The following is a 25,402-nucleotide window of genomic DNA, read 5'->3' as shown; positions in this document are numbered from 1 at the left end:
GGGATCTTGTTTTTCACGAATCATTTAGGATTCCTATATGTGCCTACGCCGCTGTTGGCTTCAATGAAAATATTATGTAGTATATGTAATATAAAAAAGTTCTTTTTCGAGTCTGGAAATTATGAACCAGTATCGCTTCCAGCGGTCATTCTCAAAAGACCCAACCTTAAGCAGTCGCCTGTTTAACCTCCTAGAAGTTGTGTTTCCTGAAATTGGAATCAGCAATGCTGCAGAATGCGCGAGAAAGCTAGGTGCACCGTGGGAAGAGGCTTCGACCCCATTCATGCGCTTCCAGGATGATCTCGCTATCACTCATGTGGGAGTTGTGGAAATTCCCATGCAACTGATGGGCGAAATGGTGACAGTTGGAGGAATTCACGGAGTGTGTACGCGTCCTGAGTTCCGACGACGCGGCTATTACCGAGAAGTCATGCAAGAGGTGCTAGACTACTGCGACAAGCGATACAAAACTCTGGTACTAACCACAGCACAACCTGAATTATACGAACCGTTTGGCTTTCGCGTTGTCCAAGAACACGTTTTCATCTCAAAGTGCAATACTCTAGGCGGTACTCATGGCTTGCGATTGCTAAATACTAACAATATCGATGATGTCAAATTGTTACACAGACTTTTGGAGACACGCGAACCAGTCTCTCACATTCTGGGGATAGTAAAGGAGAAAGCCGTATTTTGCGTCAACGAAGGAAGCAACCCTCTGCACTATGCTGAAGACTTGGATCTCATCCTTTGCATAGAAATAGAAAATACGAAACTCAAGTTATTCGACTTGTTAGGAACAAAGATTTGTACTTTAGAGGACATCCTTAAAAGGATACCCCAACCTCTAACGGAAGTAGAAATCTATTTCAGCCCAGAACGCCTGAATGCTGAAGTTCAAGCATTTCCTCACCGACTCAATGGTGATTCGTTGCTAATGGTTCGCGGTGAATTTCCGCTGTTTGGGGAGAAGTTCATGCTACCACGTTCCACACGTTGCTGAACCTCTACAAATCTTGTGAAGCTGCGTTTTTAGGTGTTGCTAGCGCTGAATCAATGTAAGGTAACTTGAGCCAAAAATGAGACTCCCGTCTCTTCAGCTTTTTCAAGCTGGTTCTACAATAAACGCTAATGCAGATATCAAACCAATCGTACTGCTAAAGATGACCCGTCTAAGTACAAAGTGTGTACATACCATCTAGGTTTTCCCAAAGAGGTGAGGCAATTCGTTGCCTAAATTGAGGCATTTTGCTAAAACAATTTTAAATGCAAATATAATAAACCTCTCATCGCCCACAGTTGAAGTTTCATCACTTCCGTGGGGAAATTTTAAGTTCTGCGTTCTGTGTTATCCTCAGATTCATAGTTCTGTTGCCACCTCTATGTGGAACCAGTTTCCAATAGATGACGTCAAGAGTATACTCTTTTATACTGAAGCAGTGACGATGCAAAATCTGAACAACTCTGAAGTGCAGCAAGAAGCTATTGCAGTGGCAAAGGCAAGATGTAGACTGGTAGGTAGTCACTTATCGGTGCTACCTACAATGCTAGGGTCGCTTCAAGAGCTTCCACAGAACAAGAACACCCTGTTCGTGGCAGAAATAGGCGAAGATGTTTACAAGTTGAACCAGATGGTGAACAAGCTAACAACTGCTGGGATTGTCCACTGGGTAACTAACACCATATACAGGCAATATGCTAATTGTCACCCTCGCGATAAACCGTCTCTATTTCAATTCCTTATAGAGATTTATAAATAACCTTTCTACCCGATGAGTCAAGCCCGGATAGGCATTCCCAAAATCATACCATGTCCCATGATTCTTTGTACCATATCCGAACGAGAACTACTATAACCTCTATTGCTGAGCGACCCATTCATCAAATACCATTTATTAGCTATTCACCTAGTGGTGTTGGTATAGTTCATAAAGTTTTGCCTGTTTTGTTAGCAAAAGTTGACTCATTACCAGATGGGTTGGAAGCTATCATCGCCACCAGCGACCTACAGGGAATTGACCCAACCAATCACCGCCTTCTCGGTCATCTTGTCAGTGAAGAACTAGAAAACTTGGCAGAGTCGGGAAAAATTCCATCGCCACAAACAACGGGTGTCATTTTAGCAGGAGACCTTTACGCAAAGATAGATAAGCGTGGTGGTGTAGGAGATGTCCGTGAAGTTTGGCAAGCTTTTAGTCGCCGTTTTCGTTGGGTTGTTGGGGTAGGAGGAAACCACGACAGTTTTGGAAAAACACCACAGGAAATCCAAGCATTTCAAAATGGGCAAGATATCCATTATTTAGATGGCGATCTCACTTGTCTTGATGGAATTCGCATCGCCGGAATCTCAGGAATTATTGGTAAAACAACTAAACCTTTCCGTCGTTCTGAAGAAGATTTTAGAAAGCTTGTACAGGAATTACTCAACGAGTCACCAGACATTTTAATTCTGCATGAAGGTCCCAACGATGCAGAAGCTAGATTGATAGGGAATGAGTCAATTCGTGGCGAACTTACAAAAGGGAGTAATTTATTAGTTATTTGCGGTCATTCGCACTGGAGAGTACCAATGACAGCTATGCCCAAAGGAGTACAAGTGCTAAATGTAGATACTCGGGTTGTTGTCATGGCAAAGATGAAATCGTAGAGTTTTAGCAGATTGAGTATCCTTAGAGAGGATTAAACAACTCTGCCTGCGGTATGTGAGGAAGTTATCGTAAACAAATAGTCGTCTGGTCCTGAAAGGGTAAATGATTTGTGAACTCTACCCGTTTCAATTTCAGAAGGAGTGAATCCTAACTCACTCAAAGCATCTCGTGTCACAAAAACATCATCCACCATCAAATCAAAGGGCGCATTTGTCCCAGAAACGATCGCTTCTTTAGTCTTTCTCAACACTAAGTGCGTGCCTCCCCGTAATTCCAAAACCGCAAATTCTTCCGACTGAGTAACGTACCGTAGCCCTAACTTGAGGAAGAAATCGGTAGCGATTGAAACATCACTCACAGTTAATTTCACATGAGCGATCGCCACCGGAGGACGCTGATCAGTTTCTTTTGTTATTGTTTCTTTCAGTTGCATAATATTAATCCGAGAAAATGAGCGCGAATCTTAATTATTGGTAATTAAAAATTCAAGAACGAGATTATTTACCAATGTTCCTCGTTAGCATTAGCTTTAGCAGCTACCAATCGAACTAACTCAACATCTAAGCCTAACGCCTCAGATATTTGTTCGACAGTTGCACCTAAACTCAACATAAAAGGAACTGCTTCCAATTTACCTTCTAGTTTTCCTTCTGCTTTACCTTCTTGCTTACCTTCCTGCTTGGCTTCTTGATAAACTTTAGTTTGTTTTAACTCGCTAAATCCAAACATTTGCTCAATTTCCTCTCGACTTTTCAAAGGGAACTTATAGACAATAATCGTTTCTATCAATTCGAGAAATTCTCCTTGGGTGATTTCCGAGGTTATTTGTTGTCTGGCGAGGTTAATTAACTCCCTGGCTTTTGTGACTGCACTCTCCGAAGGCTCTATTACTAATTTAACAGTCTCAATACCAATCGACTGTTCTGCTGTGGAGTCCAATTCATCCAAATATATGCGCGTGACTCGTCCAGATGTGAGTAATTCTATATACCGTTCTGTTTCTCCTATATCAATACTGCGACTTGGATAAACTACCACTCCACGCCAATTGTTGGTAAGTTTGGTTTTATCAAGGTAAAGAAAGATTTCCGTAAACAAGCGAGAGTAGAATTTTTTATCGGGTTGAAATTGAACTTCGACGAAGTAGATGGGCGATGATGGATTACTTTTGGGGAGAAACACGCCATCGATGCGGAAAGCGAGTTGTTTGACTTCAACGGAGGAAAATTGGTAGGCGTTGGCGGTTTCGGGTGGTTAATTGATGAGTTCAAAGAAGATGCTGGGGAAGCTTTGGAATAGGCGGTAGAATATTGTGTCTGTTTTCACGCTAATTGATGCTGGATTGGTGGCGTAAGTTTTGATTTTACCAGAGTGCTTGGTGGTTGTGGAAGGGTGAGATTTAAGCAGGTGAAGAGATTGTCTATTTATTCATCAGTTCGAGGTTATTCTCATTTTTATGAGCGTTTACGGATTTTGCTTGTTGTGGGTGGGGGAGTTTGTGAAGGTTTTGAATGATGTGGGTTGAGGGTTGAGTGGGCGATTACATCTCATGCAAAGATAGGATTGATTGTGGGGGGGGGCTGCCTTATTTTTGAATTATATTAATTAAGAAACCCTTGCCAAGTCGGTGCCAATACTGCTGGATTCTGAAAAATTACAGGTAACCAAGAAGCTGCTGGAAATTCATCTTCTAGCTCTTGTAACTTTTCGCGTGCGTTCCGCATTGCAAGATATAAAGATTTTTGCTCAATTGCAAAAGCAATTAGGAAAGACTTCAAAAATTCATTGGCTACAACATCAGGAATTGGCTCCCGTATAACAATAATCGTGGGAAGAGATAATTTTCCCAAAGCAAGAGCAATTCCTAACCCATCACAAGAATTAAAAATTGCTAGTTTTAAACCTTTTTTAATAGCTGCTCTGAGAGATTTTTCTAATTGTTCAATCGTTATACTATTATTTGTAGGATTCTCATTAATATAAATTATGCCTGTGTCACCTTCGGTTTGACTATGACCAGCAAAAAGGAGAATGTCCCAACCAATGGAGCTCCGAAGGTGAGTCTTAAGTTCGCTGCGAGAGGGCTTGACAAGAAAAACGACTTCTGAATCATGTAAATTTTCGAAGTTTCTGGCTTGTGCCTCTAAATCGATGCCTTGACTATTACCGATAATCGTCAAGATTCTAACTTTTTTTCTTTGGGATCTTGCCTCTCCTGATAATTGGGAAATCTTATAGTATTCGGAGTGATATAAAGCTATCTCTGCAAAAGGATAATCTTCAAGAAAATCCCAGAGATGCCAAGGTAATCGCATTAGTACTTCATCGTCGGTTACAATTATCACCCTAATTTCTTTTGTTAGGTCTAATTGCGCTCGCAGTTGCCGCTCAATGTTGATGAAATTCTGAGTGTCGAGCCATTGGTTAATACTTTGGCGTAACTCTCGGCACAAGTCCCTAAAATCGTGGTAAGAGACATTTGTTATAGCTTCGTCGTCGATTTCAAATATACCATCATCTTCTATGGGTGAAGAACGCGAATGCATACGCCCGCACAAATTTAGGTAGAGTAATCGCCATTGCTTATACAGTGTCAGTAGTTCTGGCGCTGAGGGTAAGGAAATCGTAAATTGCATTAATAGGCTTTGACTTGCATCTCTAAGTTGAATCGTACCCCTTGGAAATCCATTGTTTAAGTCACCTATTCCTGGATGAATTATAACTGAATAAATATCTGTAAATTGTCTTTCTAAAGAAGTCTGGTCTGTTCTTTGGGTTATTTTTTTAATTATTTGTTTGAGAACTGGCAAATTTATATCGTCAACATTGAATTGCGTGTCCCACCCAGCTATTTTGCTGAATTCAGTTGCAGCACCTACAAAGTTATCACGAACAAAATATTTTATTCCACAACTGTAAACCAACAAAGGCTCAAACCCCGCTTCTATCAAAGGCTGCGCTAAAGTCTCCACTAACGAAGCAAGACGCAACACCTCCCCCATATCCTCCTGCTGCACTTTCTGACTCAACGCCTGCGCCAATTCCCGCGCCGCCTCATCCGGCTTGGTATACGCCAACGCCGTCCACTCCTGAGCTTGTGCTAAATCCTGCGTATCTGCGTCATCATCAGTCAATCGCTGTGCCACATAATCCAGCAAAAACTCCCCCAACTCATCTAATCGTTCTTGTCCAAATTCCCCTTTCAATTCCCGCAACAACAAATTGCGATCGCCAATATCCATCTCATACATCTCATAACCCACCTGACGACACAAACGCGACAGCAACACATGAGCTATAGTCGTCCAAGGGGCTTCGGGGACAAAGTTTGCCCAAATTTGGTAAAGTAAATCAGGTGTCAGTACCAAAGGAAACGCCGCATGACGAGCCAAGTTGCGGTGTGCTTCCCCAAACTGCTGGGCAAACCCTTCAACCCGTCGCTGGGCAATTCGCATTTCCCGCTCTTTGTTTGTGGTAGGCATCAAAAAACCTCAACTGACTTCCATCCCAAATTAAAGCCTAAATTAAATATTATCCCGTACCCAATTTCTAAAAGCTTGAATGGCTTGAGTTCTACCAGAAAGTTGACTCTGCTGGACGTATTGATTGACTAGCTCAATTATCGGAGTATTTGGAAAAGTAGGACTAGAATCTGACTCTATATATTTTCCAGCTTGCAAGACATTAATCTGTAACCCTTGTTTTCCGTATCGCCAAAGTTCTGGTACTCCCAAAATTTGGTAATTGTCCAATTGCGTGCGGGAAGTTAAATCAATTTCTATCGCTAAATCTGGGGGTGGCTCGACACTCATATCGAGGCGATTTTTACCGATAACTGCCGCTTGATTTTGAATGTAAAAACAGGCATCGGGTTCGACTGCTTGAGTCATGTGTTCATTTTTCAAAGTTGTCGAACCCAACGACTCAAACGCAATTTGTCGTGCCTCTAATAAAATTTTTACCATATCGCCAATAATTTCTTTGGCTTTTTCATGTTCGGGCAAAGGAACCATAATTTCTAAAAGTCCATGACTATAGGAAAGTCTGGCAGCACGATGTTCTCCCAATTCCGCCAGAATATTTTCAAATTGCTGCCAGCTAACGTCCTCAAGTAGCAGTTGCTGTCCCGGTTGAATCCTCAACTGTCTTAACTCTAATAGCATAAAGATTCATCCAACTCTTTTACTACAATATATCGACCCCGCAACACACTAATTGCCGCATTCATCCCCTGCGAACTCATTTCAAACATCGGCACAAAACGGGCAATTTCCCCAGCAGTAGTTTGCCGCCAGCATTCACTCGGCATTGGGTTGAGCCAAGCAAAATAACGCACCGACTGCTGTAACTGCTCAATCCATACCTTAGTATTATCAACCCGTTCTTGGTCAAAATTCCCCCGTGCTGCACCCGCATCGCTAACAATTAATACTGCCGCCCGTTCTCCAATTTCCTCCAACACTTCAGAAATATGCTTGGCATCAAGCATTGCAGGATGACGATATAAGTATTCATCTGGGTAGTCATGAAAATAGAATACATTAGTTGTTCTCAACCGCCCTCCCCGTTGTGCCGTTTCCACCAGCTGGCGCGATAAATCGTGAAACGGCACCATCGAGCCTTCTTGGTCAATTAGTAGTACCAAATCCGTGCGATTGGTACGTGGTGGCATCATCACAGGTTGCAGTAAAATACCCTCACGCCCAATTTTTGCCACCGTCGCCTCAACATCTAACTCTGTGGGTACTCCTTGGCGCACCGGACGACGCAGATAACGCCAGCATTGCTTCATTTGTCGCTTGGTAACAGGAAAATACTCTGTCAAAAGCATATAACGGGGGCGTTTCATCTCCCTATTCCCGCGACTACTCCGCACAGCTTGGACTGCTTGCACTGGTTCGGGGGTGATGCTGGGAGGTGCCTCTAAATCAGGTAAAGGTTCATCAAGTGAAGACTCCTCAGGAATTGATGTGTCATCTGAGGGAGCTTGTAAATTTTCCGGTGTCAGTAAATTGGAAGTATCATTTTTTGTGCTTTTCTCCTCTTTCCCTGACTCAGCTGGGGAATATCGCCACATCTGTTCAAACAACCGTCGAATTAGGCGATTTTCCTCCTCAGACTTTGCCCATAACATACAGCAAAGCTGCTCTAATTCCTGTCGATTACTGATACCAAAACCCGCCTGCACACTACGCAAAACCACCAGATATTCTTCAACCCCCAACGGTAAACCATGTCGCTGTCGTAGGGTGTTAAAAATTTCTAGTAGTGGTAGTTCTTCTAGTTCCATGATTTTTGCAAATACCGCAGATGGTCTTCCCATTTCTTCAACAAAACTTCTGGGAACGGGATTTCTCCCTCAAGCTGCTTTAACACCTCATCTTGAGGAAATTGACGTAACACCGCAAACCAATCAAGCAACTCACTGGTGCTAACTTTTTTACCAGCTTTACCTTTCTCCATTTTCTGCCGCAGTTCGCTAAAACGCTTCACCGCAGCTTCTACTAAATCGGAGGAAGATTTGGGGAAGTGGAACTTGACAATATTAGCTAATTGTGAATATGGAAACTGAATATAATAAAACAGACAACGCCGTAGGAAAGCATCAGGTAAATCCTTTTCATCGTTGCTGGTAACGAAGACGATGGGAGGGTAATTTGCTTTGACTTCTTCCCCCTTTTCTTCAATCGTAAACTGCTGCTCATCCAACTCTCGCAACAAATCATTGGGAAAGTCAATATCAGCTTTATCAATTTCATCAATTAATACTACAGTGCGTTTTTCATTTTTAAACGCACGTCCCAAAGGCCCCAATTTAATGTAATTATCTAAATTCTCAACTTTGGAATTGCTAGCTTTCCCCACACGAGAGAGTTGAGCATCATGCAAACGACCAACCGCATCGTAGGTGTAAAGCCCATCTTTTGCCCTGGTTGTAGACTTAATATACCAAGCTTCGTAAGGTAAGCCCAATTCGTAAGCTACTGCTTGCGCCAAGGTGGTTTTACCGCATCCAGGTTCACCTTTGAGCAATAAAGGGCGTTTTTCGAGGAAAATGGCGAGATTAACGGCTTTGATGAGTTCCTGTGATGGCAAGTAAGGAGAAAGCCCGTTTTTTTGGCAGTCTTGAGGTGAAATTGGCTTGCCACTATAATATTGTTTGCCATTGGTGGTGAGTACGCTTGCTAAATCAACCATTTCGCCAAGCCTCCTTCCCAACTATGACCACAGTGACAGCAAATTTCTTCATAAACAAATTCTGGAATACCGTTTTCCGACTTCTCTAACAATATTTTGGATGTTAACCCGATGGGTATTTGTATACTCTCCATCGCCGTCACCATATCAATCCAATCATCCAGCACATCTAGTGGAAATGGGCTGACGGGTGGTAAGTGCAAAGGTATTCGTGGGTACTCTGGTTCATCAAATTGCTTTGCCAGCAGGATGTTTGACTCACAAACGCTGCCGCTATTATCTACCAGAAACATTAATAAGTGTGTACTCCATTGAGTGGGAGGGCAATTTGCTTCCACTTGTGTCACCAGTGGTTCCCAGAACTCTTGCAACCACGCCCCTAGAACCTTTGGTGGCATATAATCCACAGTGTAAAAGATTAAAATTACATCTTGGGTGGAAAGGCGATCGCATATTTTGTAAATAATCTCTTTTGGTTCTACATCTTTCGGTAAACGGAACCAAGACGTTAGCTGTCGCCACAGATGAGGGATGCTTCTACCTGCACCGTTGTGACTCACGTCGATTTTAATTGGCGAGATATTTTTCCACTCTGGCTTCAACCGGAACAAGCGATTTACCAAAAGTTGCTGTCCGCAGTAAGGTTCACCATGAACCAAGAAAGCAGCAGTTCGGTGCAATTTCATGACTTTTCTAACTAACCGCGCTTGCTGTTTAAAGTCCATTTGCAACAACAAGTCAAATAGTAAATGCGGCGGTGTTTTAACGCCTGTAAACTCTGTAATAATTTTATCAATATCTATCTGGATATCTACGCCAACATCTTTACGGATTTCTGTTAGCAAAGCACAAAGTGCTGGTTTACCGGGAGCAATTTCGCTATAGATATCTAGCACCTTAACCATATCAGTTATAAAGATATCTTTTGAAGTATTCCAGGTAATACGTTTTGATATGGTCTCATTAATACCAAAAGCCTTGATTAAATAAGATTGGCAATCTTTCTCATCCCTGAGAGTTTGGGTGAGTAAAGGCAATATTTTTTGTATTAAATCGCTGCTAACTGCCATTTATGAACTATTTTCCAAATTTGAAAACGTAAAATATTTTATCTACACACAATCACAAAGCTATATTCAAAATATTTATTTTTGAGTCCTGGCAACTACTAACCAAAATTTTGGTATTATAACTGAAAGCAAGAGATTTTACTGTATTTCAATTGTTTAGAGTATTTTTCACTTCTCCCGTCCGAGAATTATAAATCTGGATTGTATTATCTTCGCCTCCACTGGCAATAATTTTTTCGTATGGAGTAAACACATATCCTATAAATTATGGTGTCTGTTCAGGTTGGCTTAAAGTTTCTTTTGGACGATTTTTTATATCATAAGAATATTGACAAATATCCAAACGTAAAATTGATTCTGTTCTTTGAATTTCCTACTTTTAGATTTTTCATGTTCTTGAAGTTCAAAATATGTTTCCAGTTCCTCTTTAATTCTTTCTATTAGATTATCTATTTTTATCTGAATATCTTCGCCAACATCTTTACGAATCACTTCCAACAATGCACAAAGTGCAGGTTTACCAGGAGAAATTTCTCCAAAGGCTACCAGTTTGTTAACCATTTGGGTAATAAAAACATTCGCAGACCCATCCCACTCCAAATTGCCTAGTACTGGTGAATTCGTTCCTAAAGCCAGTTCAAGATACGCCTGACGTTGTTGCTTATCTCGCATAAATGGTGTGAGGATAAGTAATAACTCTTGAATGATTTTCCCACTGACTTGTGCCATCTGCTAACTATATCGCTAAACGAGCATAAATTTCCGGTGCGTTGTTTTTCAGGTCATTTAACAGCGCGATCGCACTCGTACCTGCATTACGTAAATACCTTCGCTGCGTACTTGGTTCCGGAAGCATCCCACCGCTATGGTGAATACCAACCACTAGAAAATCATCATCGAAAACAGGCGATCCTGATGAACCTGGTTCTGTACTTGTAGTATATTGCAACACTTGATTGTCGGCGTAAGCAACAAAGTTATTCTGTATGGAGATTTTCTTCAAATGTCCGCCGGGATGCTGAATGATTGCTACACGTTCATCTCGTCGCATCAACTTACTTTTGAAGATTAAGGGTTTGCCGAAGTTGGGGACATCTTTCAGGGTTACTACTGTAAAATCTAGTTCTTCGTTAGTGTAAAAAGCACTATCCGGTAAAGCCCCAATAATCTGTGTTGGGCATTCTTTACCGTTGATATCCAGTTGGTAATTAAAGCTAAAATTACTTTTGTCTGCTACTTCCTGGCTTTTAATGACGTGATTGTTCGTCATGAGTAAATCAGGTGCAACCATAAACCCCGTACCTAAACCTTTGGGAGTGGCGATACGAACCACAGCTTTTGATGCTTCCAGAGCCAAGTTTAAAATGTAGATATCGCGTAAGGTATTTTCCCCAATAATCTTTTCTTTGATATCAGCAGTATTATCCATTCCCTTCCAGTTGCTAATTCCACGGCTAGGACTGGCGGGAACATCAAGCGGATAATTCTGAAATAGTTCTACTATAAAATCTTTATCCTCATCCCCAGTAAAGGGCTGAATATAGTTGAGGAAGACAGCAAGGGCTTCTTTATCGTAAGCAACTCGTCCAAATTGGCAGAAAAACCGCACCACCTCCACAGAAACGCCCATCGGCGATCCATCCAAATCTAACCGCGCCATGATAGTATCTGCTTGGGCTGCACCTTGCAATGCACCTGCAACTAAACGACGGCGATCGCGCACACTAGCAAACTCTGATAAATTTTGAACTATGCGGGTGAGGCGTTGAAAGTCAGGTTGTGATAACTGGACGGTCACAATTACTACTCTTATACAATAAGACGTTTACATTTTAGTTGAAAGCAAGATAAATTTGTGATTGTCAGCACTGGTGTAAGGCTTAGTTTTTATTGTTCTAAATGACGGTGTTTGGTTTTGTATTTATCAATTTCGGTAATGGGTAATAGTAAAGTGTCTTGTATTTCTTGCCTAACATCAGTACTCACAACATTAGAATTGTTGTAAGGATTCATGTGGGGGAGTTGACAACGGTTACATCGGTGGGGGAACATCACAAATATGACAAATTGCGTGCCCCAAGAATTAAACGAGATGAGTTGTACCAATTGTCAAAGGAACAGTTGGTCGAAATCATCAAAAAGCTTGAAAACGAAATCGCGTGGCTCAAAGAAAGTTTAAACCTCAGCCTGCTTGCTGTCGGCGCTCATACTAAATCACCAGTGGTATCCTTGACCTATCGTTTTTTGTCGTCTACATCAAAAATAGGGTGTCGAGATGCAAGATACATGGAATCCAGACTTATATGAAAGATTTCAAGAAGAAAGAAGTCGTCCATTCTACGATTTAGCAGACATGGTACGTGGGCAAGAAGGCTGGCGAATTCTGGATTTGGGATGTGGGACGGGAAACTTGACACAGTATCTGCACCAAAAGCTAGCAGCACGGGAAACCGTGGGGTTGGATGCTTCAGAAAATATGTTGTTGAAAGCGCGTCAGTTTGAAGGAGATGGGCTGCGGTTTGAGTTTGGACAGATTCAGGATGATCCCGTCCCAGGAAAGTTTGATTTGGTGTTTTCCAACGCGGCTTTGCACTGGGTAACGGGACACGAGGCGTTATTTGAAAAGTTGCGTGCAAAGCTGCAGCCTGGTGGACAGCTTGCTGTACAAGTCCCAGCGATGGACTCAGAACCAGTGCATATTGTGGCGGCAGAGACAGCACAGGAGTTTAGCAAGGAACTGGGGGGATATGTGCGGCGTTTAGAGGTTCTGACGCCAGAGGACTACGCAAGGTTACTTTATAAGTTGGGGTTTGTAGAGCAAGAGGTCAGGCTTCAAATTTACGGGCATGTGCTGCCGTCACGGGAAGCAGTCATAGAATGGTATCGCGGGACACTGCTCACAACATATCAGCAGCGGTTAGACACCGAGACTTACGAGCGATTTGTGGAAGTCTACACGGACAAGCTGATGAAGTACTTAGATGATGAGCATCCCTTCTTTTTTCCGTACAAGCGCATCTTAATGTGGGGACGCTTAGACAAATGAACTGCCCCAACCCGCTTTGCTGAGGTTGGGGTTTCCAAAGTCCCAACTTACAGGTCGTGCTTCTGACGCTTCGCTTGATAAACTTACCGAAGAAAGGCAGAGGGCAGAGGGCAGAGGGCAGAAGGAAAGAAGGTAAGCTTTGATACAAAAATAAGTCCTCTGTTCTCTGCCATAAGGTTTAAAGCCCCTGAATTTATTTATGGAGAAAAATAAACGCGTAGCAACTTTATTAAATCCCCCGAATTCATTCGTGGGGACGCCTTCTGCCTTCTGCCTTCGTACTTCTGCCTTCTTAACTGTTCGAGTCCTGACGGCTCTACTGGATAGAGGTTTGACCATCTGTGTCTGACGACGCTAGTTCCTAACGCCGTGGCTAAATGTTTGATTTAGCCCAGAAATATCTAAGGGGATATAGCCACTATTAGATGCTGATTCTGGTATCAGGATACTGCCGTTAACTGTATCGATTGGGTTGACTATTGCCGACCAGTCGCCTAGTTGCCTTTATGCTACGGGTAGTCTTCCTTTACGGCAAAGCGGGTACTTTACGTTTATCCCTCGCAAAACCTAATATACACTAAAACGCACCCCAAAACAAGAACATCCAAGCAGGCGCTATCCTTCCCCACCCCGCCTTCGGCGCTCGGGTGGGGAAGGATAGCGCAAGATGTTCAAAATTCAAAATTCAAAATAGAAAAGCAGTATTTGTGTAGCAGCTTTTCTGAATTCAAAATCTAAACATAATGACTACTACAGAAAATATCTCCAATCTATCCATTGGTATACTTCTGTTTCCAAATCTAACTTAGTTAAATTTCACAGGTCCTTACGAGGTCTTTGTTAACTTACCAAGCACAAGACCATATCTGCTAGCAGAGACTTTAGAACCTATCCGAAGTGAGAAAAAACATCAAAGAGTATGTGTTTTGTGGGATAATGTTCGACTGGTTTGCGCTCTCGTCATGATTCCAAGGAGCAAAGACGATGGAAACACGGTTTTTAGGCAAGTCTGGTCTCAAAGTTTCAGTTTTAAGCTTTGGCACAATGACTTTTGGCGGCAGTAACTTCTTTGAGCACATGGGGAAAACCCAAGTCGATGAAGCCCAACGTCTGATTGAGATTTGTCTTGAAGCAGGTGTTAATATTTTCGATACCGCAGACATTTACTCACAAGGACTCTCTGAGGAGATTCTCGGCAAAGCTCTTGGCAAGCGTCGCTCTGAAGCAATTATCGCGACGAAAGCGTACGGACGTATGGGGCAGGGACCGAACGATCTCGGTCTATCACGATATCATCTGATCCGCGCCTGTGAGGATAGTTTACGACGGCTTGGTACTGACTACATCGACCTGTATCAAGTTCATGGGTTTGATGCGCTCACTCCACTTGAAGAAACCCTGCGAGCTTTGGATGATCTCGTCCGCAGTGGAAAGGTTCGCTACATTGGCTGTTCCAACTACTCAGCTTGGCACTTAATGAAAGCACTGAGCGTGTCGGAGCGATTGGGATTAGAGCGCTATGTATCACAGCAGGTCTACTACTCCCTTGTAGCGCGAGAGTTGGAATATGAGCTTATTCCACTTGGTCTCGACCAAGGCGTTGGTATCCTTGTGTGGAGTCCGCTCGCCTTCGGTTTCCTCACCGGTAAGTACCGTCGCGGTCAACCAGAACCAGAGGGAACACGACGGGCGACGATTGGTGATATTGGAACGGTTAGTGACGTGGAGAAAGCATACGATATTGTAGAAGCTTTGGATGAAATAGCTCGTAATCGTGGAGTCACCGTTGCTCAGGTAGCGCTCAATTGGCTTTTGCGTCAGCCTGGTATTACATCGGTTATTATTGGAGCCCGTAATGAGCAGCAGCTCAAAGATAATCTCTCAGCAGCAAATTGGGAACTGACATCGGACGAATTGAAACAACTCCATGAAGTCAGTGCAGTACCACCGATTTATCCGTATTGGCATCAGCAGAAGTACGGTTCTGAGCGCATTCCACAATCTCTACAATAATCATTATGAAGCTGAAAGGATTGAATAAATGTTTTTGAATAGGCGATTGGCTTAATGCTGCTCGTCTATTCTGTATTCTTGCGCACTCAACAAAAATCAGTACCTCTCTCAAATGAAGGTGGTCTCTTGACGATCGCTCATCCAATCAAGAGTTTTCAAGATCACAAAACCAACAAGAGTACTGGCTGCTGCTGCTAACCATAAGTTATTTACAGTGAGTCCAGAGGTGATAGTGTGACTTGCAACTTTCTGATTATCTAAAGCCAAGCCACCAACAAAGGAACCAACAAAAAAGCCAACTCCCCAACATTGGGCGTTAATAGCAAGATAAATACCCCGCAGTGATTCAGGAGCTATCTCTGCAACAAAAGCAGTCGCAAAGGGGCTGTATGTAACGTGGGCGATCGCAATCACAGACAAAGCGAAAATTGCTAAAATTTGCTGACCATGCGTTGTCACTCCTGCACTCCAAACCAAAAGAAATCCTGCTCCCCAAAATACTATTGAAATCATGAGAGCACGCACGCGGCTTAGAGAATTCAGAGCGCGGACAGCAGGTAACTGACACAGAGCGACTAAGAAAATATACCAAGCAAATAAGCCACTAATCGTTGTTGGTGATAGCCCCTTAAGGGTTTTGCCTAGAACAAAATTAGCAAAATACAGTGGCATTGTGTTGTCTACCTGAGCGATGTAAGTGGTGAACAGAACGTTGACCGAAACGTATACCAGAAGTAGGCGATCGCTTAGCGCAGCATTCCAACCTTGAAGCACTGGTTGAGAATCGTGTTCATCAAAATGACGAGTTTCTCTCAGTCCAGCATACACAATCATAAAAAACACCATATAGGAGATGCCATCAATCACAAACAAAGCACGGTAAAGCTCTGTCGTGCTAATTAACACTCCTCCTAACAATACCCCTATTCCCAAGCCAGCACTATCTGCTAACCTTGTGACAGCAAATGCTTCGTTACGTTGCTCATTAGTTGTTAAATCTGCTATTGCAGCTTCAACTGTGGGCCAGTATAAACCAGTGCCCAAACCCATAAGTAAATGAGCAGCCAAAAACATTGGGAAGTTGTTAGATAATGCCAACACAAACGAAGCGAGGGCAGAAAACACAGTAGATAACAATAATGTCCGTCTGCGCCCCCAGTGTTTTGAGTCAGCAAGAGATCCTCCTAGAAATCGACCAAAGATTCCCACCAGCGAGCCAGTACCATGACCAATTCCTACTGCTGTTGCTGATAACCCGACCTGATTGACGAAAAAAATCGGAGCATAAAATAAAGTAAAACCGCTACCACTCTGAGATAAAAATCGAGCAACCGCAAGAATCCAAACCTGAGAATTGAGTTGCGGTAGCCAAGATAAAAGTATATGGTTAGAAGAAAATTTCATGTATTTTTGGTACAAAGATGGTACAAGTTTCTTTGTGATTCTAAATCAACTTTGTCCCGATATTTTCCCTAAACCTACAGCTACTTCAATCCCTGCAATTCATCAAAAATTTTGAATTTATAATTTTTGAATTTATAATTTTGAATTTTGAATTCCCTGAATGGGTGGTCTCAGCCTAGCCGCAACATCCCGAGCAGCCTTTTGTCCAGCACGAATAGCACCTTCAATGTAGTTAACCCAAATACTAGAGCGTTCCGTACCCGCCCAATGAATCCGACCTACTGGACTATTAAGAGCAGAACCGGCAGTAGTGAGTAAACCAGGTGGTAATGCAGAAATACATCCGCCTGTCCAAGGTTGGCTATTCCAGTCAAATTCCACCAACTCTAGTGGTTGTCGTGCTGCTTTACCAAAAGTTTCTTCCAGAAAATCAAGGTATTTTTCTTGACGTTCTAACTCTGGTAACATTGCGTAATCATCAGCTAATAATCCAACAATAACACCTTTGCTTCCATCTTCTGGCGAAATATCAATTACCTCAATTTTGGCATCAATACTGAGAAAGTGACCGCTGATGATTTGACCTTGCCACCAAGGTTTTTCATAAATAGCATGGAATTTAATCCAACTCATCGTCTCCCATTGTGCAATCAGTTGACGGTGAATTGGGGGAAGAGGGGGATGGAATTGGATACGAGCAACAGTCTTGGGCATCATCGCCACAATGACTTCCTGAGCATATACAACTCCACGTTCAGAAATGAGTTGAACAAGCGAACCATCGTAACCTGATATTTCCGTGACAGGCGCATTGACTAAAACCTTCTCGCCTAAGCGTTGGGCGATATTTAAGGAAATTTGTTGTGTTCCACCAACCAAGCCAAAATCCTCAGCAGTCTCTAGTAAATCATTGAATCCTGCTGTGTGGACAAAATGAAGCATCCATAAAAGCGAAACTTTGTTTGGATCGCCACTGAGAATTTGCCGCACGCACCCCTCGAACCAAGCCCGTGCTTCATCAGTCTTTGTGTTCTGCTCAATCCAAGCTCCCATTGTCATAGAATCTAACATGATTGCATCAGGAGCTTGCCAAGGGGCTTCGACTGGAACAGTACGGCACAAAGCCTCAAATGTCGTCATCGCCTCAGCGAAATCTTTTTGAGCAATGTCCGATTCAGATGATGGAGATGGTTCTAGCATGGTCCATTTCTGCCGAAAGCCATACAGCGTTTGTCCTTCAACCTTGCCCTTCTTAATAGAAATTCCCATTTCTTCTGCTAAAGCAAGCATTGCAGTTTGGGTAGGACCTGCCCAAGTACCACCTTGTTCAACATAACCCCCAGACACGAGTGGATGGTTAAGAGTTCGTCCGCCCACTCGTGCATTGGCTTCCAGCACAACTAAAGATTCGATTCCCAACTTATGCAATTCCCAGGCTGCACTTAGACCAGAAATGCCTGCACCCACAATTGCAACTTCTACATGAAAACTCATGTTGATGACCTTTTTTAAGAAATTATGATATTTACCGTTGCTGCTAGGGAAATTGGATAGTTTACTATAGGCAGTAGTCTAAAAGCTCAAAAGTATAAATTTTATACTACACAATTGGGTGTCGCTTAGGCAAAACTATGCCAATTAACCTTATTGCTGCATAAGTCAATCTTGGTTTGATCTATATAGATTCAGTCCAAAAGTTCACTTGACTGCTGTTGTTATATGCACATTTTGTGCATTTTATCAATTTCTACGTCCTATTTGCCTAGGCGATCGCCAATCATAAGTCGTTTAGAAATAATCAGCAACGAATCAATGGTAAAAATCTACAAAATTCATCCATCTATTGGGATTGCCAGAGTGGGCAACAGCCCTACTCAGTTTTTTATCGGACCAGAAATACCAGGTGTACCACCAATGGAGATTGTCAATGGACAAGAACGACCTCTTCAGAAGTATAAAGATAAACATGGTCTCATAAAACGACAAGCTGCTCGTTTTAGAGTTTTTGAATATGAGCAGAATGAAGAGGGTGTTATAAGCTCAGGACGTGAAATAACTGCTGACGAAGCGACTATTGAATGGCAAGTTCATCTTGTGAATCGTAAAGCAGCAAGTGACAATCTTAATCAAGGGGTGCCCAGAGACCAACTGATTATCGATCCTGGAGTGAGAAGCATTTGTGGACAACAACAGAGTGTTAAATTCGACACAGGCAAATTTTTGGGAGTCAACGTCTATCTAGGAGAACTACAGACGGATGCATCAGGACGACTGGTTGTTCTTGGCGGTAGAGGCGAATCGGCTTCTCCAAATGGCAAAGAAATAACTGGTTTATTCAGCGATGGTTGGTATGACGATGTTTCCGATGGTCCTGTTACAGCAAAGATTACCTTTCCCGGACAACCCCCACGGGAAGTAGACAATTCTGCTTGGGTCATTGTGGGACCAACAGACTTTGCACCCGACATTCAGGGTATTGTCACCCTTTATGACGTTGTGAATCAAGCAGCTTTTACCAGTGGATGGTATTTTCCACCCACTCCACCGTCCTTTAAGTCTGATATTTTTCCTATCCTGAATCGTGCTGTTTCATTACGGTGGGTTAATCATTGGGAGACTTGGAATGCGCTGCCGACAGACTGGAAAAAACTCTCCGATTTGCAAGACCCAACTGCACCAGAAATGCGCGAGAAAATCTTTGAATTTATAACATTTCCACCGCTCAATGGTGTACAGCTGACAGAGGTTCAAAAATTAATACTTCAGCACTGGAAAGAAGGGAACTTTATAGATGATTGGACACCTGACTCCTCTAATGTGACTTTAACACCTGAAAATTTAGACCGAGCAGCACTAGAAGCCTGTATTGGGAGTAGTTTTGCCCCAGGCATCGAAGCCGGATTTCTCATAACATCTCCTCAGATATACTCCGGGTATCTTCGGTTATCTCACCAAATCCTTCTTCCTGGCTCGTTAACTCAAGGAATGTCTCTTCCTTGGCAAGCAGACTTCTCAGCGTGTGGTGAGAATTGGTGGCCGTCACAGCGTCCTAACACAGTTCAACTCACGCCGGATTATGGTCCACCCAAAGAACTTTGGGATGCTGGAGTTGCTGATGGAAACAGTATGGTACAAAATTTTAGCAAGCTTGGGTTTGTCGTACCAAAACAAAATTCAGTGGGTGAAGTTGTCTTTGTAGAAGAGGAGCGCGACCCAAATTTCCCTCGTTCTGCTGAAACTCCTAAATCAAAAGCCCCAAAGTACTAAGTCGTTAAACAGAAATGCCATGTAGTCAACGAGTTAATGTATTAATTATCGGTGGAGGTCCCGCAGGTACTGCTGCTGCGATCGCACTAGCAAAGACTGGACAGACTGTGGCAGTTCTAGAGCGCTCACGCTACGAGACAACACGAGTCGGAGAAACCTTAGCACCAGCAGCCCGTGTATTGCTCTCGGAACTGGGAGTGTGGGAGCGTTTTCACATAGATGGTCATCTCCCCTCTCCTGGTATTATTTCCGCTTGGGGTAGTGAAGAACTCTACGAAAACGACTTCATTTTCAATCCTTATGGATGTGGGTGGCATCTTGACCGCCGTCGTTTCGATGCAATGCTTGCTTTAGCGGCAAAAGAGGTAGGAGCAAGTGTTTACCTATCTACACGAGTTGTCACTTGTACTCAGCAACCATCTGGTTGTTGGTGGATTGAGGCTTTGTGTGATGGTCTGCCAATAAGTTTCCAAGCAGACTTTTTGGTGGAAGCAACTGGGCGAACCAGTTCACTTGCGGGTAAGCCTGCAACAAAAAGAATGATTTATGACAAACTCGTGGGAGTCATAAAGTTTTTAACAATTAACTCTCCCATCCTTGCGTGTGACTGTCGCACCTTAGTGGAAGCCAGCAAGGAAGGTTGGTGGTATTCTGCCGTTTTGCCCAACAACAATATTGTTGTTGCCTATATGACAGATACCGATTTACTTCCTAGAAAGAGTATTCCTTTGGCTGATTTTTGGCAGGAATGCCTCCGCAAGGTTCCGCACACGCAAGCACGTGTTGAATCTTGCCTTTGGAACTCCAGTTTTCATACTGTTGCAGCTTTTAGCTATTGCAGGAATTGTGTTGCCGCTCATCAGTGGCTTGCAATTGGCGATGCTGCATCTGCTTTTGATCCACTCTCATCTCAAGGAATTTATAAGGCGCTGCAATCTGGTATTGCTGCTGCAAGAGTTATCAAGGCAAGCCAAAGCAATTGTCAAGCGTCGCTGAACGAATATGCTGCTGATGTGGAAAAGAGTTTTGCAGAATATCTGCAAATGTGGGCAGCATATTATAACAGAGAAAGACGTTGGTCCGATTCTGTCTTCTGGCAGCGACGCCAAACCTTACCTGCAAAATGAACAAGCAACCTGCAAGCAGAAACGCTCTATTCGCAAGTCGCCACACCTAAACCAGTATTCCAGCTATCAAAAAATTCACCAATTCTTCAGCAAATGCATCATCTAAGTAAGTAGGCGAGAAAAAATCAAACTATGTAAAGAAAAGTAAAGGTTGGAAACTCGCAAAGTAGTAAGCGCTGTCTTGCCTGCGGCACGCAAGAGCGGCGAACGCGCTTAGCGCTTACTACATACCGTTCGGAGTTCGGCGAGGCTCACTCGAGCCGCTGAGCTCACGGCGAAGCCTTTAATTATTTACACCGACCTACTTACATATCAATTTACATTGAAGTTGGCTTATGCAGTTGGGGGCCGATTGCGCGTTTGCGTAGCGTGTCCCTTCGGGACTCAGCGCACTGCCAAAGCCAATCGCAAATTTTTTTGGATTGCTCTCGGCTGAACTTTAAGGACTGCCACAATAACTTGATACAGGCATCTTAAACGCGGTTCTTGAATTTAGCAAAATCATCGGTCGTCAGGAGAAAAGTCGCTTTCCCAAAGCTTTGACGGCGGATGGAAGGGAAATTGAAGTGCAACGCACGCCACCACGTTCTTCACAACTACAAGAGTTTTATTACAGCTCCAACTTGGCTAGTGGAGAATGCGGCATTCGCAATGAGCGCTCGCAATGTGCTTTACTTATGAATTTTGACACCACTGATTTTCCCTACGTCTGGGTATTTCAAAGCTATGGTGGATGGCACAATCATTACGTGCTTGTACTTGAGCCTAGCACGAACATTCCTTACGATTTGGAGATTGCTTGTCGCAACGGCACTTCTGCTGTTCTGAAACCACAACAGGTGCAACGCCGTACTTTGACCGTCCGCTTGCAGCGCTTCTAAAATTCAGTACTTTTTAATGTGAGCGCTTTTTAGGGGCTAAATTTGATGACCAATTTAGAAATTATTAACAAGCTAAAGGCAGCATCAGATGGCTTGCTCTTTATGAGCGGATCGGAATACCCGTTGGAAGTTTTTTTTATGGAAAACGAGTGCACCTCTCTCACCCGAAAAAGTTTTACAACAAACAGAACACTCCCCAGACACGCCTATAAAAGTTGTGGAGGTTGAGAACTTTTTCCGAGTGGCTAAAACTGAAGAAGATTGGCATGGAGAAGAAGAGAAGATTACCGTCAAACGATATCAAGCAGGCGATTTTGTAGTTGTGAGCAAGTTTCGAGTTGACCAATACCAGTAACTACTTTTAGCTTGAACGGCTAGAAGCCCCACACTGTACCTGTATTCAGGTCAGTGTTGGGATGAATAGTCGGACAAAAACGAGGCACATCCCCGACCAATGATAACCATCGGCTATCGAGGGAGTGGGGTGTCCTCGTTTTTGCCAATCTCTGGAGTTGGCAACGAGTCAATGAAGTCTTCAAGTATTTGAGTCATTGTCTTATCTTTCCAAACGGAGTATAAACGCAACTTATTTAATCTGCGTCAAGTGCGAGACTCACCATGATCGTGATGGTAATGCAGCATTAAACATCAGGAAAGAAGGATTAAGGATATTGCAAAACAATGGCGGAGGGAACCCCGTTATTGCTGATGGAGGCTGTGTAAGACCACCTGCTCGTAAGGGCAAGGGGCAGCGATCTATGAAATCAGAAGCCCACACCGTACCCGTAAGGATCGGTGTTGGGTAGTTCACTTCTAAAACATTGTCAACTTGCACACCATAACGAGGAGTCGTACCGCCAATACCTCCTACCGATAAAGTACCACCGATAGAAAGTTCTATGTAATCCGTAAGAACAGGTGGTGTTAATCCTTGCTGGAGTGTCTGTTGTAATAGCTGACTCCATAGAACTCCCGCATCCACAACAGCTCGGTCTGTACCAACAAAATGAATCTTGTTAAGCGTACTCATGTCAATGACAATACCAGCTTCTACTTGTGGCTGACCATAAGTAGAGTGGCCCTGACGACGTGCTGCAACTTTGATTTGATGAGTACGAGCAAATTGAACAATTTCAACAATATCTTCAATTGACTCTGGTTGAAGTACTGCTGTTGGTTGACGATGCACGATATTGCCGAAGTCAAGACTGGCACTAGCAAGTGTTTCATTATCAGTGTAAAGCTTGCCATCTAAAGGAGGTAAGCTTTCAAAGATAGATGTGGCACTGGCAGATGTTACCCAGGAACGCTTGGAAACATCAAACCCAATCACGATAGCACTGGCAACCAAACCTTGTAAAACTTGGCGGCGCGAAGTATTTTGATTCATGATTTTCTAGCAGAGCCATGAATTTTTCAAATATACAATCATTGGCTTGTTAGTACGGTTAAATACTATTACAGCTAGCTAATAGCTGTATCAACAAGTTAACAAGCAGTTTTTGTACTAGGGGTAGGTTGCGCGATCGCTCAGTGCCATTCTTGACATACTGAGCAGTCGCTCATATAATATGAGCATACGTTCATTGCTAACCTGTCGCTGCAATTTGGAGGAAGTTATGAACGATCTGCAAGTCAGTCTTATAGACGCAGCAATTCAAACAGACGTAATCATTATCGGGGCAGGTCCGACGGGGCTTTCGCTGGGTTGCCAATTAGTCAGATATGGCATTGATTTTGTCATTGTTGAGAAGAATGAAGGCGTAACGCCGTATTCCAAAGCACTCGGCGTTCACGCTCGCACGTTGGAGATTTACGAGCAACTGGGGTTGGCGCAACAAGCAGTTGAACAAGGCGCGATCGCCCGAAAAGCGCGTTTGCTCAAAGGCGGCAAAGTGCGTGCCGAACTCGAATTGTCAAACCTTGGAGCAGGCTTAACGACCTATCCCTATGTGCTTTTCTTTGAACAAAGCAAGAATGAGCAACTTCTGTATGACTATCTCAAACGGAACGGCAAGACCGTTCGCTGGCAAACCGAACTTGCAAGTTTTTCGCAAACCGAGGAGAAAGTAACGGCGTATGTGAACACTGCTGACGGCGCATCTCAACTGATTGAGGCTAAATTTCTGGTCGGTTGCGACGGTCCGAAAAGTCCAGTTAGACACGGGCTGGGACTTGAATTTGCAGGCAGCACCTTCGAGCGTATGTTTTATGTCGCCGATGCGCGGATTGATTGGGATTTACCCCACGATGCATTGCATGTTTGTCTCTTGAAGGATTCGCTGCTTGTGTTCTTTCCACTCAAAGGCGAACACCGTTACCGGATTGTCGGCACGTTTCCCGAAGAATTTTCCAAGGACGAAGGCGAAGTTTTGTATGCAGAAATCGAACAGCGCATTCAGGAAGAAGTAGAACTTAAACTTGACGTTCACGATGTCGAGTGGTTCTCGACTTACAAAGTCCATTCACGCCACGTCAGTCAATTCTGGGCTGGAAGATGCTTTCTTGCAGGCGATGCTGCGCATATTCACTCACCCGTCGGAGCGCAAGGAATGAACACTGGGATTCAAGACGGCTATAATCTCGCCTGGAAACTGGCGTTGGTGTTGAAAGGCAAAGCAGATAAAACAATTCTGGAAACGTATAACCAAGAACGCCTGGAAAACGCGAAGCATCTTTTACAAACGACTGATCGGATGTTTCAGGTCGCCGCAGGCTCGGACTGGCTGCTCGCTTTCCTTCGCACGCATATTTTACCGCTGATTGCACCCTATATTCTCAGGCTTGATCCAGTTAAAAAATTCCTGTTTCCGCTGCTTTTGCAAATCGGCATCAACTATCGGCGCAGTTGGCTCAGTCAACACGCAGGCGATGAGCATTTCAAAGTGAAAGCCGGTGACCGAATGCCCTACTTTCTTGTGGAGGGTCAGAGTATCTATGACAAACTGCGCCAACCAAAATTTCATTGGCTTGTTTTTTCGGACACACAAGATGATTTTCAAGCGTTGAAAACAGAACTTGAAAACCAAGATACCGAATTTGTTGATTTCAACGTCATCCCGCTTTACCCACAGGTGGCAGAAGTCTTCGACATGAACAATTCTTTTAACGTGCTTCTAAGACCGGACAACTACATTGCGTTCATTTCTACAGAAGCTTCGCTGAACCGGGTAAAAATTTATCTCAATGAACTTACCAAATCGTCTGGCTTGTTGCCAGCGAGCATTTTTACCAAAACTAAGCGGGAGCGTAAAAGCCCCTGAGAAGCAGGCACGTAGTACCGTCCTTGGTGCTTCAGACAGGGGATGAAACGCGACGGGCGCAGGTTTTAACCTGCCGTCACATTCCTCAATAATCTTTCTAAATATTCACTGACACTGACGTTTTCTTCTTTCGCTTTAATAACAGCGATGGACCATGCTGTATCGGTTAACATAACGCCTCGTTGCTTTTTAGTTTCTTCATATAGAACGTTGTGTTCTGCAACGTGACCATGCTGCCGCAATCAACATACTTCGTAAAGCCAAAGAAAAAATTCCTACCTCAGGGCATGGGGAAAGCAAAACTTCTAAACGGAAGTCAAGAAACGCGCTTAGGAGTCGCAACCTCTGCTCTTTCTGAGGCAACCAAGACTTACGCAAGTGGCGACAATGAGCCTAGAATCCCCGTGGCTTTAGCCCGGGGAGTGTCAAAAGACCGGAATAACAACGGCGAGCTAGCCCCTAAATTCTATTTATGGGGGCTAGCC

Annotated in this window: 23 protein-coding genes and 1 pseudogene; 12 read left to right on the top strand and 12 right to left on the bottom strand. The window is 43.5% G+C overall.

Going from position 1 to position 25,402, the window contains the following annotated elements; genetic code table 11:
• Window positions 1-121 precede the first annotated feature (121 nt).
• The 3 genes from ACM0OZ_RS38425 to ACM0OZ_RS38415 all read left to right on the top strand — a co-directional run bounded on the left by ACM0OZ_RS38425 (window position 122) and on the right by ACM0OZ_RS38415 (window position 2,647).
• Window positions 122-1,003 (top strand): GNAT family N-acetyltransferase, encoded by an 882-nt coding sequence (locus tag ACM0OZ_RS38425; protein ID WP_414588114.1) that lies wholly within the window; start codon window positions 122-124, stop codon window positions 1,001-1,003.
• Between the two features lie 442 nt (window positions 1,004-1,445).
• Window positions 1,446-1,760, top strand: a complete 315-nt coding sequence (locus ACM0OZ_RS38420) for a hypothetical protein (RefSeq protein WP_414588112.1) — start codon at window positions 1,446-1,448, stop codon at window positions 1,758-1,760.
• A gap of 50 nt (window positions 1,761-1,810) precedes the next feature.
• Window positions 1,811-2,647, top strand: coding sequence for a metallophosphoesterase family protein (locus ACM0OZ_RS38415; RefSeq protein ID WP_414588110.1), 837 nt, complete (start codon window positions 1,811-1,813; stop codon window positions 2,645-2,647).
• Between the two features lie 32 nt (window positions 2,648-2,679).
• Here the strand turns inward: ACM0OZ_RS38415 and ACM0OZ_RS38410 are convergent, their stop codons facing one another.
• From ACM0OZ_RS38410 to ACM0OZ_RS38370, 9 genes and pseudogenes are all read right to left on the bottom strand, one after another.
• Window positions 2,680-3,081, bottom strand: coding sequence for a VOC family protein (locus tag ACM0OZ_RS38410; RefSeq protein ID WP_414588109.1), 402 nt, complete (start codon window positions 3,079-3,081; stop codon window positions 2,680-2,682).
• Window positions 3,082-3,149: 68 nt separating this feature from the next.
• A pseudogene (locus ACM0OZ_RS38405) lies at window positions 3,150-3,974 on the bottom strand (Rpn family recombination-promoting nuclease/putative transposase).
• A 275-nt stretch (window positions 3,975-4,249) separates the two neighbouring features.
• Entirely contained in the window at window positions 4,250-6,130 is a 1,881-nt protein-coding gene (locus ACM0OZ_RS38400; RefSeq protein WP_414588108.1) for a CHAT domain-containing protein, read from the bottom strand.
• Window positions 6,131-6,172: 42 nt separating this feature from the next.
• Window positions 6,173-6,811 carry a Uma2 family endonuclease gene (locus tag ACM0OZ_RS38395; RefSeq protein WP_414588106.1) on the bottom strand — a complete coding sequence of 213 codons (639 nt, stop codon included), beginning with the start codon at window positions 6,809-6,811 and terminating at the stop codon, window positions 6,173-6,175.
• Window positions 6,802-7,971: a hypothetical protein gene (locus tag ACM0OZ_RS38390; protein WP_414588104.1), complete on the bottom strand. Its 1,170-nt coding sequence runs from the start codon at window positions 7,969-7,971 to the stop codon at window positions 6,802-6,804. Before ACM0OZ_RS38390 ends, ACM0OZ_RS38395 begins: the two co-directional genes overlap by 10 nt.
• The gene (locus ACM0OZ_RS38385; protein WP_414588102.1) at window positions 7,929-8,846 is read right to left on the bottom strand and encodes an AAA family ATPase; all 918 of its coding nucleotides are present in this window, start codon (window positions 8,844-8,846) and stop codon (window positions 7,929-7,931) included. Before ACM0OZ_RS38385 ends, ACM0OZ_RS38390 begins: the two co-directional genes overlap by 43 nt.
• The gene (locus ACM0OZ_RS38380; protein WP_414588101.1) at window positions 8,834-9,916 is read right to left on the bottom strand and encodes an XRE family transcriptional regulator; all 1,083 of its coding nucleotides are present in this window, start codon (window positions 9,914-9,916) and stop codon (window positions 8,834-8,836) included. The genes ACM0OZ_RS38385 and ACM0OZ_RS38380 overlap by 13 nt, the downstream gene beginning before the upstream one ends.
• Window positions 9,917-10,228: 312 nt before the next feature.
• Window positions 10,229-10,645 (bottom strand): hypothetical protein, encoded by a 417-nt coding sequence (locus ACM0OZ_RS38375; protein WP_414588099.1) that lies wholly within the window; start codon window positions 10,643-10,645, stop codon window positions 10,229-10,231.
• A 7-nt stretch (window positions 10,646-10,652) separates the two neighbouring features.
• Window positions 10,653-11,714: a trypsin-like peptidase domain-containing protein gene (locus tag ACM0OZ_RS38370; RefSeq protein ID WP_414588098.1), complete on the bottom strand. Its 1,062-nt coding sequence runs from the start codon at window positions 11,712-11,714 to the stop codon at window positions 10,653-10,655.
• Window positions 11,715-12,191: 477 nt separating this feature from the next.
• Between ACM0OZ_RS38370 and ACM0OZ_RS38365 the strand changes: the two genes are divergently transcribed.
• Both ACM0OZ_RS38365 and ACM0OZ_RS38360 read left to right on the top strand, forming a co-directional pair.
• Window positions 12,192-12,962 carry a methyltransferase domain-containing protein gene (locus tag ACM0OZ_RS38365; protein WP_414588097.1) on the top strand — a complete coding sequence of 257 codons (771 nt, stop codon included), beginning with the start codon at window positions 12,192-12,194 and terminating at the stop codon, window positions 12,960-12,962.
• Window positions 12,963-13,946: 984 nt separating this feature from the next.
• On the top strand, window positions 13,947-14,975 hold the full coding sequence (locus ACM0OZ_RS38360) for an aldo/keto reductase (RefSeq protein WP_414588096.1): 1,029 nt from the start codon (window positions 13,947-13,949) through the stop codon (window positions 14,973-14,975).
• 108 nt (window positions 14,976-15,083) lie between these two features.
• On the opposite strand, the gene ACM0OZ_RS38355 is transcribed toward ACM0OZ_RS38360, so the two are convergent.
• Together ACM0OZ_RS38355 and ACM0OZ_RS38350 are read right to left on the bottom strand one after the other, a co-directional pair.
• Window positions 15,084-16,379, bottom strand: a complete 1,296-nt coding sequence (locus ACM0OZ_RS38355) for an MFS transporter (RefSeq protein ID WP_414588094.1) — start codon at window positions 16,377-16,379, stop codon at window positions 15,084-15,086.
• 132 nt (window positions 16,380-16,511) lie between these two features.
• Entirely contained in the window at window positions 16,512-17,873 is a 1,362-nt protein-coding gene (locus ACM0OZ_RS38350) for a flavin monoamine oxidase family protein (protein ID WP_414588093.1), read from the bottom strand.
• 318 nt (window positions 17,874-18,191) lie between these two features.
• Between ACM0OZ_RS38350 and ACM0OZ_RS38345 the strand changes: the two genes are divergently transcribed.
• The 5 genes from ACM0OZ_RS38345 (at window position 18,192) to ACM0OZ_RS38325 (ending at window position 22,009) form a co-directional block, all read left to right on the top strand.
• The gene (locus ACM0OZ_RS38345; RefSeq protein WP_414588091.1) at window positions 18,192-19,646 is read left to right on the top strand and encodes a LodA/GoxA family CTQ-dependent oxidase; all 1,455 of its coding nucleotides are present in this window, start codon (window positions 18,192-18,194) and stop codon (window positions 19,644-19,646) included.
• Between the two features lie 14 nt (window positions 19,647-19,660).
• On the top strand, window positions 19,661-20,773 hold the full coding sequence (locus tag ACM0OZ_RS38340; RefSeq protein WP_414588089.1) for an NAD(P)/FAD-dependent oxidoreductase: 1,113 nt from the start codon (window positions 19,661-19,663) through the stop codon (window positions 20,771-20,773).
• Window positions 20,774-21,339: 566 nt separating this feature from the next.
• Complete coding sequence (locus ACM0OZ_RS38335) at window positions 21,340-21,654, top strand: DUF4432 family protein (RefSeq protein WP_414588088.1); 315 nt, start codon at window positions 21,340-21,342, stop codon at window positions 21,652-21,654.
• A gap of 45 nt (window positions 21,655-21,699) precedes the next feature.
• On the top strand, window positions 21,700-21,882 hold the full coding sequence (locus tag ACM0OZ_RS38330) for a nuclease A inhibitor family protein (protein WP_414588087.1): 183 nt from the start codon (window positions 21,700-21,702) through the stop codon (window positions 21,880-21,882).
• A gap of 13 nt (window positions 21,883-21,895) precedes the next feature.
• Window positions 21,896-22,009 carry a hypothetical protein gene (locus tag ACM0OZ_RS38325; RefSeq protein WP_414588086.1) on the top strand — a complete coding sequence of 38 codons (114 nt, stop codon included), beginning with the start codon at window positions 21,896-21,898 and terminating at the stop codon, window positions 22,007-22,009.
• 258 nt (window positions 22,010-22,267) lie between these two features.
• Here ACM0OZ_RS38325 and ACM0OZ_RS38320 read toward each other — a convergent pair whose 3' ends face one another.
• Window positions 22,268-23,044 carry an FAD-binding protein gene (locus tag ACM0OZ_RS38320; RefSeq protein ID WP_414588085.1) on the bottom strand — a complete coding sequence of 259 codons (777 nt, stop codon included), beginning with the start codon at window positions 23,042-23,044 and terminating at the stop codon, window positions 22,268-22,270.
• 229 nt (window positions 23,045-23,273) lie between these two features.
• Between ACM0OZ_RS38320 and ACM0OZ_RS38315 the strand changes: the two genes are divergently transcribed.
• A complete protein-coding gene (locus ACM0OZ_RS38315; protein WP_414588084.1) occupies window positions 23,274-24,917 on the top strand; it encodes an FAD-dependent monooxygenase in 1,644 nt (547 codons plus the stop codon).
• Between the two features lie 230 nt (window positions 24,918-25,147).
• Window positions 25,148-25,402, top strand: a 255-nt coding sequence (locus ACM0OZ_RS38310) for a hypothetical protein (protein ID WP_414588083.1), incomplete at its 3' end; no start/stop codon positions are given.

The organism is Scytonema sp. PCC 10023 (genome assembly GCF_963920835.1).
GTDB lineage: Bacteria > Cyanobacteriota > Cyanobacteriia > Cyanobacteriales > Nostocaceae > Kalymmatonema.
Note: the sequence above shows the minus strand (reverse complement) of the source record. Positions and strands in the feature narration are given on the sequence as shown.